We start from the raw sequence: 17,270 nt of genomic DNA on the forward strand, positions 1-17,270 counted from the left end.
TACTTTATTCCTTTCTTGAGATTATGAACAGGTTCTTAGAAAGCTAGCGTTCTACTAGTCATGTTCTTTATCTTGCTTTACAACAATGCATCTTTTTATTCCAGCCAAGTCGTATACGTATTCCTGAAAAGCCAGTCCATGTAAGGGTATTATTTCGTCAATATTGCTTTGATCTTCGCCTATTTCCAGTATCGCAAACCCATCTTTTTTAAGGCACTTTTTCAATATTGGAAAAATACTCAGGTAACAGCTCAATCCATCGATACCACCATCAAGAGCAATTCTTGGCTCTTTTTGTACTTCAGCTTGCAGATCTTTTAACTTACTTCTTTTGATATATGGAGGATTGCTTATTATGAGATCAAATAAATCTCTACATTCTGTCCACGAATTTGGAAATATTTTAGCTCTGTTGAGAAGATTATGTTTCTTTGTATTCTGGTAGGTAATTTTATATGCCTCCAGGCTTTTTTCAAAACCAACTCCAATAGCATATTCATACTCACTAAGTATGGAGATCAACAAACAGCCTGTGCCTGTGCCAAAATCTGCAATTTTTATTTTTTGCTTCTTATTTTGGTAATATTTTAACGCTGTTGAAATTACTGTCTCACTATCTGGTCTTGGATCTAGAACATGTTGGTTAACTATAAAATTTTTACTCCAGAATTCACGATTACCTATTATTTGCGATATTGGATATCTTTCTGCTCTTTTTTTTGTTAATTTCCAGAATAGAAGTTCTTTGTTTCTTGGTACATGATTGGTGTGATTCATGATTGTGAATGATCTTTCTACTCCAAGTACGTACTGCATGATGATTTCACAGTCCAAATGTGGAGATTCAATTCCATGTAATGATAGTAGCTTTGACCCTTCTTTTATTAAAGCGCCGATTGTTTTCATTATTCTAAAAACGTATTCTTTGTATACAAGAACAGCAAAATTGAGTATAGAATTTTGAACCTAGGGTAGCTGCAATAAATCTAAGTGTCAAGAGTAGGACTGTAAAAATCATCTGGCTTTACTGGTAATTCGGTTAGTTCGGTTGGTATTTTTGCATTAATGTTAGAAGCTCTTGGCTCTATTATAAGGATTATTTTCTGCATATTCTTTGATAGCTATCACAGTATATTACTTGTTCCATATCTATATTAATTCGACCACAGCAAGTGATAATTTCTTAATATTAAAACCAATATGCGCTTTAGCCGATAATTATCGGTAGCCTTCAAAGCAATTAGGCTGGGATTATTAGAGTAGTAATGTTTATTTTTATATTGACTATTGAGGTTTATTATTTTATAAATAGGAGTTGGTTATTTTCAGAGTTTTAAATTTACAGTATATGCCTACAATAAATCAATTAATATGTAAGGGTAGATCAGGGTTAACTCGCAAGAAGAAGGTGCCGGCTTTGGGAAAATGCAATCCTCAAAGAAGGGGTGTTTGCACTAAGGTATATACTACAACTCCTAGAAAGCCTAATTCAGCACTACGCAAGGTAGCTAGAGTGAAGATTAGTGGATACGGTGAAGTAACGGCTTATATACCTGGCGAAGGTCATAATTTACAGGAGCATTCCGTTGTTTTAATACGTGGTGGGCGAGTTAAGGATTTGCCGGGTGTGCGTTATCACATAATAAGAGGTGCTCTTGATCTGCGTGGTGTGCAAAATCGAAAGAAAGCTCGTTCAAAATATGGTGTAAAGAAATCTGGTTAAAATTTATGGCACGTCGTAATAAAGCAAAAAAAAGAACAGGACCTGACTCTCGTTATGGTAGTGTCTTGCTTATGCGTTTTATTAATATAATTATGAAATGTGGTAAAAAGTCTGTTGCAGAAAAGATTGCTTATAGTGCTTTGTCCTTAGCTGAAAAGAAAATAGGCAAGGATGCCTTATCAATTTTTGAGACAGCAGTGGAAAATGTTACCCCTTCTATAGAAGTACGCTCTCGGCGTATTGGTGGTGCAACTTATCAGGTCCCGGTTGAAATTCGTCAAGACAGAGCAATTTCTTTGGCATTAAGGTGGATTGCTAGAGCAACTTCTGCTGCTCGAAAAAAGAGCGGTAGAACTACTATTTATTGTTTGCAGTCTGAAATATTAGATGCTTATAATAAATGTGGTGGTGCATTTAAGATGTGTGAAGAAAAGTATAGAATGGCTGAAGCTAATAAGGCATTTTCTCATCTTCGTTTTTAATATTAGCTGATTGACTGTGGTATGGAAGTTTTAATATCTAGGTATAGAAATATAGGAATAATGGCTCATATAGATGCTGGCAAGACCACCACAACAGAGCGTATTTTATTTTATACTGGTAAACAAAATAGGATTGGTGAAGTGCACGATGGTGCAGCTTCTATGGATTGGATGGAGCAAGAGAAGGAGCGTGGCATTACAATTACCTCTGCTGCAACAACATGTTTTTGGAATGATCATAGGATTAATATAATAGATACTCCTGGTCATGTTGATTTCACTATTGAGGTTGAGAGATCTTTGAGGGTTTTGGATGGTGCAGTTGCTGTATTTGATGGAGTTGCTGGAGTTGAGCCTCAGTCTGAGACGGTTTGGCGTCAAGCTGATAAATATACCGTTCCTCGTATCTGCTTTGTTAATAAAATGGATAGAATCGGGGCAAATTTTTATCGATGTGTCGATATGATAAAAACAAAGCTTGGCGCATCACCTTTAGTTATTCAGTTGCCAATAGGAAGTGAGAAGGATTTTAAAGGAATAATCGATCTTATTTCTATGAAAGCTATTATATGGCAAGAAGAAACATTAGGCGCTAAATTTTCTTATGAAGATATTCCTTCTGATTTGCTTGATAAGGCTCAAGAGTATCGAAATCTTTTATTAGATGCTGCAGCTGAAATGGATGATGAGGCGATAAATACTTACTTTGAATCTAACGATCTGCCGATTGATTTATTGAAAAAGTGTGTGAGAAATGGGACCATTAAAGGAAGGTTTGTTCCTGTATTATGTGGGTCAGCTTTTAAAAACAAAGGCGTGCAATCACTTTTAGATGGTGTGGTTGATTTTTTACCCTCTCCTATTGATGTTGATGTAATTATTGGAACTGATCCTAAAGATTCAGAAAAGAAGATTGAGATCAAGCCTTCAGAAAAAGAGAAATTCGTTGCTCTTGCGTTTAAAGTGATGACGGATAAATTTGTGGGTAGCTTGACGTTTATTCGTATTTATTCTGGTAAGTTAAAATCTAAATCTGCTGTGTTAAATGCTGGAAAGAATGAGACTGAAGGAATTGGTAGAATGTTGCTCATGCATGCAAATAACAGAGAGGATATAAACGAAGCTAAAGTTGGCGATATAGTTGCCTTGGTTGGATTAAAGAAAACAATTACTGGTGATACTTTATGTTCATCTGATTTTCCTATACTATTAGAGCGTATGGAATTTCCTGATCCTGTTATTGAAACTGCTATAGAACCGAAAACTACCTCAGATCAGGAAAAATTAGGTGTTGCTTTGAATAGATTGGTTGCAGAAGATCCTTCTTTAAGGATGTCAGTAAATGCGGAGAGTGGGCAGACTATATTGAAAGGTATGGGTGAGCTGCATCTTGAGATTATTATTGATAGAATGAAGCGCGAGTTCAATGTTGAAGCTAACGTTGGTGCGCCTCAAGTTGCATATCGTGAAACTATCACTAAATCTGTTGAAATTGATTACACTCATAAAAAACAATCAGGTGGTGCTGGTCAGTTTGCTAAAGTTAAAATAAAATTCGAACCTCTTGAGCCTGGTCTTGGCTTTCAGTTTGAAAGTAAAATTGTAGGTGGTGCTATTCCAAAAGAGTATATACCTGGAGTGCAAAATGGCTTAGAGTTGATAAAGGAAGGTGGTATAATTTCTGGCTTTCCATTGATTGATTTTAAGGCTACTCTTCTTGATGGTGCTTTTCATGATGTTGATTCTAGTCCTTTGGCTTTTGAACTTGCTGCTAAAGGTGCTTTTAAGGAAATGGCAAATAAAGCTGGTCCAAAAATGCTAGAACCTATAATGAAAGTAGAAATCATTACCCCTGAAGAATATATGGGTGATGTTATGGGTGATATAAATAGTAGAAGAGGCAGTGTTGTTGATATGCTGGATTTAGGTAATAATAGTAAAATAGTTACTGCCTCGGTTCCTCTTGCAAATATGTTTGGTTATATAAATGTTTTGCGTTCTATATCTCAGGGAAGAGCTCAGTATAGTATGCATTTTTCTTGTTATGAACAGGTACCACAATATGTGGTTGATGAGTTAAAGTTAAAGTATAATTAAAGGTTAGTAATTATGACAGCGATAGTAGAAGCATTTGGAAAGCCGCATGTAAACGTGGGAACGATAGGGCATGTCGATCATGGGAAGACAACGTTAACGGCGGCGATAACAAAGCATTATGGTAATTTTGTAGCATATGATCAAATAGATAAAGCGCCAGAAGAAAGAAAGAGAGGGATAACAATAGCAACAGCGCATGTTGAATATCAAACAGAAAAGAGACACTATGCACACGTTGATTGCCCTGGACATGCTGATTATGTAAAGAATATGATAGTAGGTGCAGCACAGATGGATGCAGCGATATTGGTAGTGTCGGGGGTTGATGGGCCGATGCCACAAACGAGAGAGCATATATTGCTGGCAAAACAGGTGGGTGTTGGGTATATCGTGGTATATATAAATAAAGCTGATGTTGCTGATGCTGATATGATAGGTTTGGTAGAAATGGAAGTGAGAGAGTTGCTAAGTAAGTATGGATTTCCAGGTGATGAAGTGCCTATGATAGTTGGGTCTGCGTTAAAAGCACTAGAGGATGATAGCAGTGAGTATGGAAAGAAATCAATAGATAAATTGATGGAGAAGTTAGATGAGTATGTGGCAGTACCTCCAAGGCCTATAGATTTGCCGTTTTTATTGCCAATAGAAGATGTATTTTCAATATCGGGCCGAGGGACGGTAGTAACAGGAAGAATAGAGAAGGGGGAGATAAAGACGGGGGATGAGATAGAGATAATAGGTCTGAGGGGGACACAAAAGACGATATGTACTGGTGTTGAGATGTTTAAGAAGTTGCTAGATAAGGGCAGTGCAGGGCTCAATGTGGGAATACTACTAAGAGGAACAAAGAGAGAAGAAGTGGAGAGAGGGCAAGTACTGGCGAAACCAGGGACAATAACCCCGCATAAGAGATTTAATGCGGAGGTGTATATATTGAAGAAAGAAGAAGGAGGAAGACATACACCATTTTTTGGAAATTATCAGCCACAGTTTTACTTGAGGACAACGGATGTAACTGGGAGCATAAAATTGCTAGAAGGAAAGGAGATGGTAATGCCAGGGGACAATGTAAGTATAGAAGTGGAGTTGCAAGTACCGATAGCAATGGATAAAGGATTGCGTTTTGCGATAAGAGAAGGTGGTAGAACTGTTGGTTCTGGAGTTGTTTCGGAAATTTTAGAGTAAACTTTGAATTATAGGAGTGTAGCTCAATTGGTAGAGCGCTGGTCTCCAAAACCAGAGGTTGTAGGTTCGATTCCTATCGCTCCTGCATTAATATTATGGTAGAAATGTTAAAAAACCTTTATGTTTTTTTTTGTGATATAAAGCAAGAAATAAGGAGAATTGCTTGGATAAAAAAACAGCAAGTATTGTCATCTCTGTTTATCGTAACAATTGTTATATTATGCTTTTCGATTTTCTTTTCCTTCGTAGATTTTATGTCTCTTTGCATAATTAAGACTTTATTTGGAATTATTTATGGAATATAGGTATAAATGGTATATCATTAAAGTCGATTACGGGTATGAGAAGGATATATGCGAGTTGGCAATCAATACTGTTTACTTTAGGGAGGTGTTCATTCCTTATCAGACAGTATGTGATGTAGAATCTGATATAAAGGGGTTGCGTGAAGTATATATATGTATGCATCTATGTGATGAAAGCAAAAATATTTTGAATCAAACGACTGGGTTTTGTGGTGATGAGTCTGGTCATTTTGAGATGATTTCAGATGATGAAGTAATTTTAAAACGCAAGGAATTTAATAGGTATAAGTGGTACATTTTAAGAGTTGCCTCTAATTATGAGGAGAAAGTGCGCCAATATATATTAGAAAATTCTATGAGGTTAAATATTAATAATTATTTTAATAGGGTTTTTATTCCTTGTGAAGAATTAAGTAAGATAGATTTAAAATCTAAAAAAAATGCTAAACGAAGGAAGTCCTTTCCTGGTTATATCTTTTTATACATGGATTTATGCGATGAGGTATTAAATTTTATTAATAATATACCAAAATCTCTTAAGGTTTATGGATTTTTGAAAAATGGTAATGTTCCAAAGGTGATTGAGGATAATGAGATTCGCTCGATGTGTAGTGCGCTTTATAATGCTCAAGAAACGAAAAAGTTGAGTTATGGTTATGAGAAAGGTGAAAAAGTAAAAATTAATGATGGTCTTTTTCAAAATTTTACTGGTAAGGTAGATATGGTAAATGACGAGAAAAAAATTATTAATGTTGAAGTATCAATCTTAGGTAAGCCGACAATAATAGAGCTTGATTTGGCTCAAGTAGAGAAAATAGAGGATTAATTATGAGTAATATAGTTGCTAAGATTAACTTGCTTATGGAAGCTGGGAAAGCGGTTCCAGGACCGAAAATTGCTTCAGTACTTGGCCCGCGTGGTATACCTGTTCCTAAATTTTGTGAAGCTTTTAATAAAGCTACTAGCGCTGCTAACGCTAGTCATAGAGTAGGTGATTTAGTAACAGTGAGAATTTCCATAAAGGATGATCGCTCTCATGATTTTACTGTCAGCGGTCCGCCTGTGGCTTATTTGCTTAAGCAGGAAGCTAAATTAAGTAAAGGTTCTGGTAATTCTGGTAAAGAATTAGTAGCTAAATTGTCTATGTCTGCTATCATTAAAGTGGCAAAGTGTAAGATGGTTGATATGAAAGTGGATAATGAAGATTCAGCAGTGAAGATGGTTATAGGCACTGCAAAATCTATGGGTATAGAAGTTGTGGAAGGTTAGGTAAATGAGTACATATAGTGATAATCCTAAGCAGTGTTTGGAGAAGATTGTTGAGTCTGCTTCAGCAAAATTTAATGAATCAGTTGATATCGCAGTCAATTTAGGTGTGGATTCACGTAAATCTGAAGAGCAGGTGCGTGGTACAGTAGTTTTGCCTAAAGGTATCGGGAAGAATATTAAAGTAGCTGTTTTTGCTCAAGATAAACATTTATTAGAAGCTGAAAAAGCTGGCGCTGACATTACAGGAGGAGAAGATTTAGTTGAAGAGATAAAAAAAGGTAGAAAGTTGAATGTTGATTGGTGCATCACTACTCCTGATTTCATGGCGAAAATCACTCCTATCGCAAAAGTATTGGGTGCTAAAGGGCTGATGCCCAACCCTAAATTTGGCACTGTGACTTCTAACATTGCGGAAGCTACTAAAACCATTAAGTCTGGTCAAATAAAATTCAGGACGGATAAAAATGGGGTTATTCATGGTAAGTTAGGAAGTATTAAATTTGATATTGATGATTTGCTGGAAAATTTAAAAGCCTTTCTCAAAGTAATTAGAGACAATAAACCTGCTTCTGTGAAAGGAGTTTACTTTAAAAGCGTTTTTTTAAATTCAACTATGGGTAAAGCTCATAAAATAAACAAAGTGGAAGATATAATTTAAGGGAGCGGGATTGTGAATCGTAAAGATAAGGATGAATTTATACAAAACATAATGAATGTGTTTGTAAATAATGATTTCTTAATATTGGTAAATTTCAAGTCTATGAATGTTAGCGATTCATTGATTCTTAGGAGTAGTCTAAAATCTGTAATGGGTGGGATGTTAGTAGTTAAAAATACTCTAGCTTGCTTGGCTTTGGAAAGGACTGGTAAGTTTTCTTATTTATCAGGTAAATTTTCTGGTTCTGTTGCTATTATATATTCTAGTGCTATAGTGGAAGCTGCAAAGTTAATAGTTGATTTTATTAATGCTAACAAAGAAAAAATGTCTGTGATTTGTGCGGCTCATATAAATGAATTATTAACAGTGGAAGATGTTAACAAATTGGCTAAGCTTCCTTCTCTGGATGAATTGCGTGTTAAAATTATGCGTTTAATATCTTATGATATTCCTGCTCGGTTAGCATTGTCTATTAATTCATCTTCTATGAGGCTTATGAGAGTTTTGGATTACTATAGTTCTAAAAAATAAATTTGTTGTTAAATGGTGGTAAGTATGAATAATGTAACAAGTGATTTGGTTGATAAAATATTATCTTTAAATCTATTAGAAGCTTCTGAACTTGTAAAAGTGCTAGAAGAGAAAATAGGGTTGCCTAGTGGTTCTTTTCTTGGTGGGGCTGTTAGTGCTGGGGTGTCTGTTAGTGATAATGCTAATACTCCTGTTGCTCAAGAAAAAGCTGAATATAAAGTTGTAATCAAGGAGATTGATGCAAGCAAAAAAATAGGAGTGATTAAAGCTATTAGAGAAGTTAATTCTACGTTGAATTTAAAAGAAGCGAAAGAATTGGTTGAGTCTTTACCCAAAGATTTGACTGCTAATGTTTCTAAAGACGAAGCAGAAAAGATAAAGCAAAAACTTATTGAAGCAGGAGCGACTAAAGTTGAGCTTGAATAAAATGTTAGTATATTAATTTTATGTTGATATAGCTCTTTTAATTAGTGAAGGTATTTTAATGGTTGATTCTTCTCATATGTGTGCTTCTGGTGCTTTTGTTCCTAGGGTTTCTTATTCCAGGTCAATTGATTTAAAAGATTCTTTGTTGGACTTGGTCAAAGTCCAAAAGGGGTCGTATGATTCCTTTACTCCTAATAATGAAAGTAATGAAAGACTTGAAGCTATCTTTCATACAATTTTTCCAATATCTGATCCTTTGCATAGGGCTACTATCGAATTTTTGAATTGTAGGGTAGATGATCTTAAGTATAGTGAATCTGAATGTATAAAACGTGGTATAACTTTTTCTGCTCAGGTTATTGCTTCTATACGTCTTGTTATTATGCAGGATGGTGTTTCTCTTGAAAAATATCAAGAGATTAAAGAAGATGATGATCATTCTAAGCTTGCAACTGTTATAAAATCTGCTGAAGAGCAGGAGGTTCGCTTTTGTGAACTGCCTATGATGACTGATAAAGGTACTTTCATCATCAATGGCGTAGAGAAAGTTATCGTTTCACAAATGCATAGATCTCCTGGAGTGTTTTTTGATAGTGATAAGGGAAAAACTTACAATTCTGGCAAACTGATCTATTCTGCTAGAGTTATTCCTTATAGAGGTTCTTGGCTTGATATTGAGTTTGATGTGAAAGATCATTTATATTTTCGTATTGATAGAAAGAGAAAGTTGCCAATATCAGTTTTATTAAAGGCTTTGGGCTTATCAAACAATGACATACTTAATAAATTTTATGAAAAAATAGAGTATATAAAACATAAAAGTGGCTGGAGAGTGCCTTTTTCCCCTGATAAATTCAAGGGAGTGAGGCTTCCTTTTGATTTAAAGAATGTTGAAGGCAATGTGTTGCTTAAAGCGAATGTTCGTATTACTTCAAAATTAGCTAAAAATCTATATGATAACGGATTGAAAGAGTATCTAATTCCTTATGATTCTATATGTGGTTTATTTCTTGCAGAAGATTTAATAGATAGTACTAGTTCTACAAAAGTCTTATCTGCTGGTGAATCTATAAAATTAGAGGATATAAAAAAGCTTGAATTATTATCTATAGATAAAATATCAGTGCTGAACATAGATAATGTTTCTGTTGGACCTTACATATTAAACACACTTTTCTTAGATGAAAACATGTCTTATGAGAACGCTCTATATGAAATATATAAGGTTTTGCGTCCTGGTGAAGTTCCTGTTTTAAAGATAGTAGAGGAGTTTTTTCGTAATCTTTTCTTTAGTACGGAATATTATGATTTGTCTAACATTGGTAGATTAAAACTTAATTCTTGCCTTGGGTTAAATTGTGAGGAAGATTTAACTACTTTAACAAATGAAGACATTATTGAAATTATAAGAAAAATAGTATTGTTACGTGATGGTCAAGGATCTGTAGATGATATTGATCATTTAGCAAATAGAAGAGTCCGTTCAGTTGGGGAGTTTATAGAAAATCAATTTAGAACTGGGTTGTTAAAACTGGGACGGGCAGTAGTTGATTCTATGTCTACTTCTAGTTTGGATAAAGTCTCTCCATCTGATTTTATAAATCCAAAAGTGTTAACCAATGTCTTAAGAGATTTTTTCAACTCTTCCCAATTGTCTCAATTTATGGATCAGACTAATCCATTATCTGAAATAACACATAAAAGAAGGTTGTCAGCGTTAGGTCCTGGTGGTTTAACAAGAGAGAGGGCGGGATTTGAAGTACGTGATGTTCATCCAACTCATTATGGAAGAATTTGCCCTATTGAAACTCCTGAGGGCCAGAATATAGGCTTAATTAACAGCTTAGCTATATACGCTCGTATCAATAAATATGGGTTCATTGAAAGTCCTTATAGGAAAGTAGTTAATAAGGTTGTTACTGATCAAATTGAGTATCTGTCTGCTATGGATGAAGGTTTGTATTATATAGCCGATACCAGCGCAAAGCTTGATGAGGACAACTGCTTTGTTGATGATATGTTATACTGTAGGTATGCTGGTACCTTTGTAATGGTAAATAGTAATCAGGTAAGTTACATTGATTTATCTCCTAAGCAGGTAATATCGGTTGCTGCTTCTTTAATTCCATTTTTAGAAAATGATGATGCTAATAGAGCGTTAATGGGTTCAAATATGCAGCGTCAAGCTGTACCTTTATTGAAGCCTACTGCTCCTTTGGTTGCTACTGGCATGGAGTCTTTCGTAGCTTCTGGATCTGGTGCTGTAGTTTTAGCAAAACGTGGTGGCATAGTTGACAGCTCAGATAGCAACTCTATAGTTATACGTGCTTTTGACAAAGGAGGAATTAACTACTTGGATGTAGATATTTATCATCTAAGGAAATTTCAGCGTTCTAACCATAATACTTGTATTAACCAGAAACCACTGGTGCATGTAGGTGATTGTGTTAAGGAAGGTGATGTGATAGCTGATGGTCCTGCTATTAATAACGGTGAATTGGCGCTTGGTCAAAACTTGCTAGTCGCTTTTATGTCTTGGCAAGGTTATAATTTTGAAGACTCAATCATTATTTCTAGTGAAGTTGTTAAAAAAGATCTATTTACTTCTATTCATATAGAAGAATTTGAGTGTGTTGTACATGACACTCCTTTAGGGTCAGAAAAAATAACTCGTGCCATACCCGGTGTTAGTGAAGAAAATCTTTATCACTTGGATGATAGTGGTATAGTAAAGGTTGGTACAAGAGTTGGTCCAGGTTGTATTTTGGTGGGGAAAGTTACACCTAAGCATTCTCTTTCATTACCTCCTGAGACAAAATTGTTAATGACAATTTTTGGTGAAAAGTCATTTGATTGTGTGGATTCCTCTTTATGTACATCTCCAGATGTTGAAGGGATAGTGATTGATGTGCAGGTCTTTACACGCAGAGGGGAAGAAGAAAACGAAAGGGCATTTCTTATTAAACAAAAAGAGGTAAACGACTTTGAGAAAGAACGAGACCATATAATCAATGTTATTAATCAATATTTCTATGATGAATTAAGAAAAATTCTTATTAGTTCTGGCTCTCAAGATCGAGAAAGTATTAATTTTATTGAACGTGAGGGATGGTGGGATATAGGATTGAAAAACCAATCTATTTCTAAGCAAGTTGAGAGCTTAAAAAAAGATTTTGATGAAAAAGTATCACGTGCAATGGCAAACTTTAAGCAAAAAATAGAAAAATTGCATGAAGGTTATGATCTGCCTCAAGGTGTGTCGATGTCAGTAAAAGTTTTTATTGCTGTAAAACATAGTTTGCAGCCAGGGGATAAAATGGCTGGTAGACATGGAAATAAAGGTGTGATTTCTCGAGTTGTTCCAGTAGAAGATATGCCTTATTTAGAAGATGGTACCCCTATTGATATTATTCTTAACCCTCTCGGCGTTCCTTCGCGAATGAATGTAGGGCAAATATTGGAAACGCATGTAGGTTGGGCTTGTAAAAAATTAGGAGAAAGAGTAGGTAATATTCTTGATGAGATCAATAAAATCAAACGTGCTTTTTGTGAGGAAATTAGATCTCTCAATGATGATGATTTTGTAAAATTTGCGGCAGTATACCTTGGTAATAAAAAATTTGAGGATATTAATGATGATGAAATAACGGCTTCTATTTTAGATACGCCTAATAAGGGTAAATTAAATAATGAATTGACTACATTAGTAGAGAATTATTTTAACTCTTGTAAAGATGTACACAGTAGTTTACGTCACTTCCTGATTGAGGTTTATAGTTGTGGCAGTAATTTATCTATTTGTAATAGTATTCGTGATATTAATGATAATCACCTTATTGAATTTGCGCACAAGTTGCGTGATGGCATTCCTGTTACTGCACCTGTATTTGAAGGTCCAAAAGATGAACAAATAGTAAAGCTATTTGAACTTGCTGGATTGGATAGCTCTGGGCAAGTTGTATTATATGATGGTTGCTCGGGTGAGAAGTTTGATCGCAAAGTTACAGTTGGTTACATGTACATGCTTAAGTTGCATCACTTGGTAGATGGTAAAATTCATGCACGTTCAGTAGGTCCTTATAGTTTGGTTACTCAACAGCCTCTTGGAGGAAAGTCTCATTTCGGTGGTCAGCGTTTTGGTGAAATGGAATGTTGGGCATTGCAAGCCTACGGTGCTGCTTACACTTTGCAGGAAATGTTAACTGTCAAGTCTGATGACATTAATGGCAGGGTTAAGATTTATGAATCGGTAATAAAAGGTGACAGTAACTTTGAATGTGGAATTCCTGAATCCTTTAATGTCATGATAAAAGAGTTGCGTTCCTTGTGTTTTAATGTGGATTTGAAGCAAAATGACATAGTAATTGAAGATATATCTCACACTAATATTGCACAATCTTTTAATGAGGTTAGCATTTCCATTGCTAGCCCTGAAAGTATTAAACGTATGTCTTATGGAGAGATAACAGATGTTTCAACTGCAAACTACCGTACATTCAAAGTTGAGAAAGGTGGATTATTTTGTCCTAAAATTTTTGGTCCTGTCAATGATGATGAATGTTTATGTGGAAAGTACAAAAAAAGAAGACATAGGGGCCGTATATGCGAAAAATGTGGAGTAGAAGTTACATCTTCTAAAGTAAGAAGAGAAAGAATGGGTCATATAGAGCTTGCGTCTCCTGTTGCTCATATATGGTTTTTGAAGTCACTTCCTTCAAGAATTGGAGCACTATTAGATATGTCTCTTAGAGATATCGAAAGTATTTTATATAGCGATAATTATGTTGTAATAGATCCCCTTGTTTCCTCTTTTGAAAAAGGTGAAATTATTAGTGAGAAAGCTTATAATGAAGCTAAAGATAGCTATGGGGTCGATAGCTTTATAGCTATGCAAGGTGTTGAAGCTGTAAGAGAATTGCTAACGCGCCTTGATTTACATGAAATTAGGAAGAATTTAAGACAGGAGTTAGAGTCCGTTGCTTCTGAAGTGAGAAGAAAGAAAATTATAAAGAGATTACGTATTGTTGAAAATTTTATCAAGTCTGGAAACAGACCTGAGTGGATGGTGCTTACGGCTGTACCTATTTTACCACCTGACTTGCGTCCCTTGGTATCCCTTGAAAGTGGTCGACCTGCAGTTTCTGATTTAAATCATCATTATAGAACTATTATTAATAGAAATAATAGATTGAGAAAATTGTTGAGTTTAAATCCTCCTGAGATTATGATTCGTAATGAGAAAAGAATGTTACAAGAGGCAGTTGATTCTCTTTTTGATAATAGTCGTCGTAATGCTCTGGTAAATAAAGCTGGCGCTACTGGATATAAAAAGTCTATTAGCGATATGCTGAGAGGAAAGCAAGGTCGTTTCCGTCAGAATCTTTTAGGAAAAAGGGTAGATTACTCTGGACGTTCTGTAATAGTTGTTGGTCCAACTTTGAAACTAAATCAGTGTGGATTACCGAAAAGAATGGCTCTTGAGTTATTCAAACCTTTTGTTTACTCAAGGCTTAAAATATATGGAATGGCTCCAACTATTAAATTTGCTAGTAGGTTAATAAGAGCAGAAAAGCCAGAAGTTTGGGACATGCTTGAAGAAGTAATAAAAGAGCATCCTGTTTTGCTAAATAGAGCGCCTACGCTACATAGGCTTGGTATTCAGGCTTTTGAGCCAGTCCTTATTGAAGGTAAAGCAATACAGCTTCATCCACTTGTTTGTACAGCATTTAACGCTGACTTTGATGGTGATCAAATGGCGGTACATGTGCCAATTTCATTGGAAGCTCAACTTGAAGCTAGAGTGTTGATGATGTCAATTAATAACGTTTTAAGTCCTTCTAATGGAAGACCGATTATAGTTCCTAGTAAAGATATAGTGCTCGGTATATACTACCTAACTTTACAGCAACTTAAGGAGGATGATTTACCACTTTTCTGCGCTTTTTGTGAAGTTGAGCATTCCTTAAACAACGGTGCTCTACATATTCATTCTCGTATAAAGTACAAAATGGAGTACATCAATAGCGATGGAAACACTCAGTATAAAACTATTTTTACAACTCCTGGACGTTTAATATTATGGCAGATTTTTCCTAAACATGAGAATCTAAGCTTCGATTTAATAAATCAGGTATTAACAGTTAAGGAAATAACTAGCATTGTTGATTTAGTATATCGTAGCTGCGGTCAAAGTGCTACAGTGGTGTTTTCTGATAAATTGATGACACTTGGCTTTGAGTATGCTACATTTTCCGGTACTTCTTTTAGTCGTTGCGATATGGTCATACCTGAAACTAAAGCCACACACGTTGACTATACAAGGGGTGAAATTAAGAAATTTTCTGCACAGTATCAAGACGGACTAATCACTAAAAGTGAGAGGTATAATAAAGTTATAGATGAGTGGTCTAAGTGCACAGATATAATAGCGAATGATATGTTAAAAGCGATATCTCTGTATGATGAAAATAGTAAATACAATTCAATATATATGATGGTTAGCTCCGGTGCAAGAGGTTCTACTTCCCAGATGAAGCAGTTAGCAGGAATGCGAGGGTTAATGACCAAACCTTCTGGTGAAATTATAGAAACACCTATAATTTCTAATTTTCGCGAAGGATTAAATGTATTTGAATACTTTAATTCTACTCACGGTGCGCGTAAAGGTTTAGCTGATACTGCACTTAAAACTGCAAACTCTGGATACTTAACTCGTCGCTTAGTTGATGTATCTCAAAATTGCATAGTTACAAAACGTGACTGTAAAACGAAAAATGGCCTTATTGTAAGAGCTATAGTTGAAGGTAGTACTATAGTTGCATCTCTAGAGAGTGTTGTGCTGGGTAGAACAGCTGCAAATGATATATATAACCCAGTAACCAAAGAGTTATTATTAAAAGCAGGGGAACTAATTGATGAAGATAAAGTAAAGCAAATCAACATTGCAGGTCTTGATGCTATAAAAATTAGATCGCCTTTAACTTGTGAAACAAGTCCTGGTGTGTGTTCTTTGTGTTATGGAAGAGACCTTGCAACTGGTAAAATTGTTTCAATAGGTGAAGCAGTTGGTATTATCGCTGCTCAATCTGTCGGAGAGCCAGGTACTCAGTTAACGATGCGTACTTTCCATATAGGTGGGGTAATGACTAGAGGTGTTGAATCCTCAAATATTATAGCTTCTATTAATGCTAGAATAAAACTAAACAATAGTAATATAATTGTAGATAAAAACGGAAATAAAATTGTGATAAGCCGTTCCTGTGAAGTCGTTTTAATTGATAGCCTTGGTAGTGAAAAATTGAAGCACAGTGTGCCTTACGGTGCTAAACTTTATGTAAACGAGGGTGAGTTAGTAAAAATTGGTGATAAAGTTGCGGAATGGGATCCGTATACACTACCTATTATTACGGAAAAGAGTGGTACAATATCTTACCAGGATTTAAAAGATGGAATTTCAATCACTGAAGTGATGGATGAATCTACAGGAATATCAAATAGAATAGTAAAAGATTGGAAATTGCACTCTGGTGTAGCTAATTTACGTCCTCGTATTGCACTGCTTGATGATAATGAAAAAGTAATAACACTTTCAAGTGGTGTGGAAGCATGTTACTTTATACCAGTTGGTGCAGTGCTTAATGTACAGGATGGCCAAAAGGTTCATGCAGGTGATGTTATCACAAGAACGCCGAGAGAGTCGGTTAGAACTCGTGATATTACTGGTGGCTTGCCTAGGGTTATAGAATTATTTGAAGCACGTCGTCCCAAAGAGCATGCTATCGTTAGTGAAATAGATGGCTATGTAACGTTCTCTGAAAAAGACCGTAGAGGAAAACGCAGTATAGTAATTAAACCTATGGGTGAGCAAGCTTCTCCAGTTGAGTATTTAGTATCAAGGAGTAAGCATGTAATAGTCAATGAAGGTGATTTTGTGCGTAAAGGTGATTTATTGATGGATGGGGATCCTGATCTTCATGATATTCTACGTGTGCTTGGGTTAGAAGCGTTAGCACACTATATGATTTCTGAAATACAGCAAGTTTATAGATTGCAAGGTGTGCGCATAGATAACAAGCATTTAGAAGTGATCTTAAAGCAAATGCTACAAAAAGTAGAAATTACCGATCCTGGTGATACTATGTACTTAATTGGGGAAAATATCGACAGGCTGGAAATTGATAGAGAAAATGATGCTATGAATAACTCTGGAAAACGACCTGCTCATTATCTTCCTATTCTGCAGGGAATTACTAGAGCAAGCCTTGAAACCAATTCCTTTATTTCTGCTGCCTCTTTTCAAGAAACAACAAAAGTACTTACGGAAGCAGCGTTTTGTGGAAAGAGTGATCCTTTGAGTGGGTTAAAAGAAAATGTTATAGTAGGAAGATTAATTCCTGCTGGTACGGGTTTGGTTATGAACAAGGTGAAAGCACTTTCGCTTTGTGAAAATATAGATAAATATGAAAAATATTTTGATATTGAGAATTATGACGAAAAATTGCTGAGTGATAATAGTTATCGATTACATTCTGATGAAGAAGAGAGTGTGGTGGTATCGCACTGTGATCAGTCAAGTTGAATATAGCTGATGAGGT

At 35.4% G+C, this 17,270-nt stretch carries 13 protein-coding genes and 1 tRNA gene; 12 read left to right on the plus strand and 2 right to left on the minus strand.

Annotated elements, in window-relative coordinates:
* Positions 1–54: 54 nt before the first annotated feature.
* Together prmC and wTKK_RS04780 are read right to left on the minus strand one after the other, a co-directional pair.
* Positions 55–906, minus strand: coding sequence for a peptide chain release factor N(5)-glutamine methyltransferase (gene prmC, locus wTKK_RS04775; protein ID WP_407512435.1), 852 nt, complete (start codon positions 904–906; stop codon positions 55–57).
* Between the two features lie 80 nt (positions 907–986).
* Complete coding sequence (locus wTKK_RS04780; RefSeq protein ID WP_407512437.1) at positions 987–1,109, minus strand: hypothetical protein; 123 nt, start codon at positions 1,107–1,109, stop codon at positions 987–989.
* A 239-nt stretch (positions 1,110–1,348) separates the two neighbouring features.
* Here wTKK_RS04780 and rpsL point away from each other — a divergent pair, with 239 nt between their 5' ends.
* The 12 genes from rpsL (at position 1,349) to wTKK_RS04840 (ending at position 17,254) form a co-directional block, all read left to right on the plus strand.
* Positions 1,349–1,723, plus strand: a complete 375-nt coding sequence (gene rpsL / locus wTKK_RS04785) for a 30S ribosomal protein S12 (protein WP_010406837.1) — start codon at positions 1,349–1,351, stop codon at positions 1,721–1,723.
* A gap of 5 nt (positions 1,724–1,728) precedes the next feature.
* Positions 1,729–2,205, plus strand: a complete 477-nt coding sequence (gene rpsG, locus wTKK_RS04790; RefSeq protein WP_407512439.1) for a 30S ribosomal protein S7 — start codon at positions 1,729–1,731, stop codon at positions 2,203–2,205.
* 21 nt (positions 2,206–2,226) lie between these two features.
* Positions 2,227–4,302: an elongation factor G gene (fusA, locus tag wTKK_RS04795; RefSeq protein ID WP_407512440.1), complete on the plus strand. Its 2,076-nt coding sequence runs from the start codon at positions 2,227–2,229 to the stop codon at positions 4,300–4,302.
* A 12-nt stretch (positions 4,303–4,314) separates the two neighbouring features.
* Entirely contained in the window at positions 4,315–5,487 is a 1,173-nt protein-coding gene (tuf, locus tag wTKK_RS04800) for an elongation factor Tu (protein ID WP_407511535.1), read from the plus strand.
* 12 nt (positions 5,488–5,499) lie between these two features.
* Positions 5,500–5,572, plus strand: a tRNA-Trp gene (locus wTKK_RS04805).
* Between the two features lie 19 nt (positions 5,573–5,591).
* Entirely contained in the window at positions 5,592–5,792 is a 201-nt protein-coding gene (gene secE / locus wTKK_RS04810; RefSeq protein WP_407512442.1) for a preprotein translocase subunit SecE, read from the plus strand.
* Positions 5,782–6,618 (plus strand): transcription termination/antitermination protein NusG, encoded by an 837-nt coding sequence (gene nusG, locus wTKK_RS04815; protein ID WP_407512443.1) that lies wholly within the window; start codon positions 5,782–5,784, stop codon positions 6,616–6,618. The genes secE and nusG overlap by 11 nt, the downstream gene beginning before the upstream one ends.
* Before the next feature lie 2 nt (positions 6,619–6,620).
* Positions 6,621–7,061: a 50S ribosomal protein L11 gene (locus tag wTKK_RS04820; RefSeq protein ID WP_407512444.1), complete on the plus strand. Its 441-nt coding sequence runs from the start codon at positions 6,621–6,623 to the stop codon at positions 7,059–7,061.
* Between the two features lie 4 nt (positions 7,062–7,065).
* A complete protein-coding gene (gene rplA / locus wTKK_RS04825) occupies positions 7,066–7,719 on the plus strand; it encodes a 50S ribosomal protein L1 (protein WP_407512446.1) in 654 nt (217 codons plus the stop codon).
* A gap of 12 nt (positions 7,720–7,731) precedes the next feature.
* A complete protein-coding gene (gene rplJ / locus wTKK_RS04830; protein WP_407512448.1) occupies positions 7,732–8,250 on the plus strand; it encodes a 50S ribosomal protein L10 in 519 nt (172 codons plus the stop codon).
* Between the two features lie 24 nt (positions 8,251–8,274).
* Positions 8,275–8,676: a 50S ribosomal protein L7/L12 gene (gene rplL / locus wTKK_RS04835; RefSeq protein ID WP_407512449.1), complete on the plus strand. Its 402-nt coding sequence runs from the start codon at positions 8,275–8,277 to the stop codon at positions 8,674–8,676.
* Positions 8,677–8,734: 58 nt separating this feature from the next.
* Complete coding sequence (locus tag wTKK_RS04840) at positions 8,735–17,254, plus strand: DNA-directed RNA polymerase subunit beta/beta' (RefSeq protein ID WP_407512451.1); 8,520 nt, start codon at positions 8,735–8,737, stop codon at positions 17,252–17,254.
* Positions 17,255–17,270: the final 16 nt, after the last annotated feature.

This window comes from Wolbachia endosymbiont of Trichogramma kaykai (assembly GCF_045765165.1).
In the GTDB taxonomy this organism is placed as follows: Bacteria; Pseudomonadota; Alphaproteobacteria; order Rickettsiales; family Anaplasmataceae; genus Wolbachia.